A 4,087-nucleotide genomic window follows, 5' to 3' on the forward strand; every position below is an offset into this window, starting at 1 on the left:
AAAACTACCTAAGCTAAAATCAAAGTATTATATCAATTCCGGTTGCACTCATATACGATGTTAACTGTTAACTGTTAACTGTTAACTGTTAACTGTTAATTTATACCATTTTTCTAAAGATGTGCTATGGATGAAGTCTTAGCCCCCCCTTACTAAGGGGGGGTTGGGGGGGTTAATATAGCCTTTCTCACAAAGATGAGGTGCTCTCGCGGGCATCGGCCAAACAGGGCATCGGCCAAACAGGGCATCGGCCAAACAGGGCCTAAAAGCATCGGGCTTAAAAGCATACCTCACCTTTGTGAGAACCGCTATATCTAGCACTACTTTATGAAATTGGTATTACTATTCCGATGAAAAGAAGATTTGATATTATTTGTTCTTTCCCTTGAAATTGCCAATGAAAAGTTACGATTGGATTGTTGTCGGCGGCGGAATTACGGGCGCAGCAGTGAGTTGCGAACTCGCAAAAAAAGGTTTTGCCGTGCTGCTTTTGGAACGAGATACTGCGATGCAAAATGCTACTCGTTTTAGTTACGGCGGCTTGGCTTATTGGTCGGGGACGACTGATTTAACTCGCCTGTTGTGTCAAGAAGGTATCGATCGCCACCGCAATTTATCGACTGAATTAGATGCTGATACGGAGTTTCGCGAGTTGGATTTGTTGCTGACAATTGATGCGGAAAGCGATGCCGAACAAGTAGCGGCTAGTTACGCCCATTTTGCAATTCCTCCGCAGCTTTTGAGCGCTGCTGAAGCTGGTGAGTTGGAACCTTTGCTGAATAAAAGTGCGATCGCCGGAGCTCTGACTGTGCGTCACGGTCACATTTCCCCTACAGCCACAAATCAAGCTTACTGTCAAGCGTTTGTGCGGTTGGGAGGAACTGTAGAATTTGCAGAAGTAACTGGGTTGATTGCAGAAGGAAATCGGATTTCGGGAGTCAAAACGGTACGCGAAAATTATGCTTGCGAAAATGCGGTGATTTGTGCGGGAGGTTGGAGTCGGAGTTTGCTGAAGGCGGCAGGTATTTCTGCAGGAGTTTATTTTACTCGCGCTGAGATTTTGGAGACTCCACCTGTGGATTTGCAACTCAGGACTTTGGTGATGCCCGCGCTATTAAAACGTTTTGAATTGGAAGCACAATCGAGTAAAATTGAGGTAGATTTTCTTTGGGATGAACCGGGTAAAGAGTTGTTGCCACCAGTTTTAGATGCTGGTGCAATTCGGTTTAATGATGGCAGTTTGCGGATCGGGCAATTGTCTCGCACTTTGAGCGATTTGAATGCTAAAGTCGATCGCCAAACTAGCGAAAAAGCAATTCGTGCCGGTATCGGCAAAGTTTTGCCAGATGCGGCAAATTTACCTGCAACTTGGCACGATTGTATTGTAGCCTTTAGCGCCGATAATTTGCCTGTAGTGGGGCCGATTGGCGATCGCCCTGGATTGCACGTTTTTTCGGGTTTGAGCAATCCTTTGGCTGTTGTACCGGCTTTAGCTGAGCGATTTGCAAATTGGGCGGCGGGAGAAAAAGATTGGGCGATCGAGCTTTTGTCACCCAATCGATTTGTTTGAATCAGTCTCATAATGTGTAGCCTTTCGATCGTAACATGAGGTGATCTCGCGGGCATTGGCCAAACAGGGCATCGGGCATCGGGCATTGGCCAAACAGGGCATTGGGCATTGGCCAAACAGGGCATTGGCCAAACAGGGCATTGGGTATAGGCAGGAGTGGAAGTATCCCGCATACCTCACCAAGCTTGAGAACCGCTATATGGTTATTTGGCTGTCCTGAACTTTTGGTGGTAATTTAATCTAATATTTGGTAATAGGTAAGCTGTCGCGCAAATAAACATTGCATATTCAAGGCGGGCTCTCCTGCCCGCCCCACTCATTGTTTTATTGTTTTTTGACATACAATTTAAATGCCGCAACAGCTTAATGGGTAATAAATCATGAATCGATCGCCAATTATCAATTATCAATGTACCCATTACCCTGCAGCTAAATATACATTTTTTCCTAAATATCCGAAACAGCCAATCTTGCAATCACAGGCCGCTGGGCGCGCTGTTTAATTCGCCGCCAAACGGGAATTTTTTCGCTAAGATAGCACTAAATTTCTTGATGTCAAACTTGTTGACTTTTTCGCGGTTCGTACACAGGCGAAGTGTTTTGTTGGGGTTGAACTGCGCTGTCTTTATTGCTGCACCGACATCGTTAAATTGTTCTCACTTCCCGCCGGCTTTAAATTCAAAAACCAGCATGACTTCTAGGCGATCGCCAACCTTTTCTGATTATTTTGCTAGACTAATATAGTCGGCTCTGTTGCAAAAATTTACAAATAACTGTGCTTTCACCGCAGGCCCAAAGATAAAATTGTCCTAGAAAGAGGGGCTTTGAAACCCATTTCAGCATAAAATCTTAAAATATTTTAAAGCTGTGCCTAACTACTGGCGTCAGTTAATAACTACGGCATCGAAATCGCTATGACTATTGGCTACCTCGCCCTCGTTCTCCACGCTCACTTACCTTTTGTCCGCCACCCCGAAAGCGACTACGTTTTAGAAGAAGAATGGCTGTTTGAGGCAATCGCCGAAACATACGTTCCCCTGCTACAAGTCTTTGAGGGGCTGGTTCGCGACGGCATCGACTTTAAAATTACCATGAGCATGACACCGCCCTTGGTGGCGATGCTGCGCGACCCCTTGCTGCAAGACCGCTTCGACGACCACTTAGCTAAACTCCAAGAACTAGCCGAACTCGAAATCGAACACCACAGCGGCAGCGGTCATCTCCGATATTTAGCCGAACATTACGCCGCCCACTTCTGTCAAGTCCGCAATTATTGGGAAAAGTGCGATCGAGATTTAGTCAAAGCCTTCAAAAAATTCCAAGACAGCAACAACCTCGAAATCATGACCTGCGGGGCCACCCACGGCTACTTACCGCTGATGAAAATGTACCCAGAGGCAGTTTGGGCGCAAATACAAGTAGCCTGCGAAAGCTACGAACAAAACTTCGGGCGCCGACCAAAAGGTATTTGGCTGCCCGAATGCGCCTATTACGAAGGCTTAGAGAGGATGTTAGCCGATGCCGGTCTCCGCTACTTCCTCACAGACGGTCACGGCATTCTCTACGCCCGCCCCCGTCCCCGCTACGGCAGCTACGCGCCAATTTTCACCGAATGCGGAGTAGCAGCCTTCGGCCGAGATCACGAATCGTCGCAGCAGGTTTGGTCTTCCGAAGTCGGCTACCCCGGCGCGGCCGAATACCGGGAATTCTACAAAGATTTGGGTTGGGAAGCCGAATACGACTACATCAAACCCTACATCATGCCCAACGGCCAGCGCAAAAACACCGGGATTAAGTATCACAAAATCACCGGTCGCGGATTGGGTTTAGGCGACAAACAGTTATACGATCCGTACTGGGCGCGGGAAAAAACAGCCGAACACGCCAGCAACTTTGCTTTCAACCGCGAGCGGCAAGTCGAACACCTCCACGGCATCATGCAGCGCCCCCCTATTATCGTTTCGCCTTACGACGCGGAACTTTTCGGTCACTGGTGGTACGAAGGGCCTTGGTTCTTAGATTACTTGTTCCGCAAGAGTTGGTACGACCAAAATACCTACGAAATGACGCATTTAGCGGATTATTTGCAGGAAAATCCGAATCAGCAAGTTTGCCGCCCGTCGCAGTCTAGCTGGGGTTTCCGGGGTTTCCACGAGTATTGGCTCAACGATACCAATGCTTGGATTTACCCGCACTTGCACAAAGCTGCGGAACGGATGATTGAGTTGGGAAGTATGGAACCGGAGGACGAATTGCAGTTTCGGGCTTTGAACCAGGCCGCGCGGGAAGTGCTGTTAGCTCAATCGTCTGACTGGGCGTTTATCATGCGGACTGGGACGATGGTTCCCTATGCGGTGCGGCGGACTCGATCGCACTTAATGCGCTTTCACAAGCTGTACGATGAAGTGAAAGAAGGCAAAGTCGATGCCGGTTGGTTGGAGAAGGTCGAAGAGATTGACAACATCTTCCCCGAAATTAACTATCGCGTTTATCGATCGCTTTAATATCAAGTCTGGT

At 47.9% G+C, this 4,087-nt stretch carries 2 protein-coding genes; both read left to right on the forward strand.

The genetic code is table 11. The features are described from left to right. The first annotated feature begins 397 nt into the window (after positions 1 to 397). Positions 398 to 1,570 (forward strand): NAD(P)/FAD-dependent oxidoreductase, encoded by a 1,173-nt coding sequence (locus WBA89_RS11335; RefSeq protein WP_424406411.1) that lies wholly within the window; start codon positions 398 to 400, stop codon positions 1,568 to 1,570. Positions 1,571 to 2,484: 914 nt separating this feature from the next. Further along, the gene (locus WBA89_RS11340; protein WP_424406413.1) at positions 2,485 to 4,074 is read left to right on the forward strand and encodes a glycoside hydrolase family 57 protein; all 1,590 of its coding nucleotides are present in this window, start codon (positions 2,485 to 2,487) and stop codon (positions 4,072 to 4,074) included. The last annotated feature ends 13 nt before the right edge of the window (positions 4,075 to 4,087 follow it).

It is taken from the genome of Microcoleus sp., from assembly GCF_049646505.1.
Lineage (GTDB): Bacteria > Cyanobacteriota > Cyanobacteriia > Cyanobacteriales > Microcoleaceae > Microcoleus.

Coding starts and splice junctions, on each gene's coding strand:
- WBA89_RS11335 (WP_424406411.1), top strand. CDS start 398: ATGAAAAGTTACGATTGGATTGTTGTCGGCGGCGGAATTACGGGCGCA.
- WBA89_RS11340 (WP_424406413.1), top strand. CDS start 2,485: ATGACTATTGGCTACCTCGCCCTCGTTCTCCACGCTCACTTACCTTTT.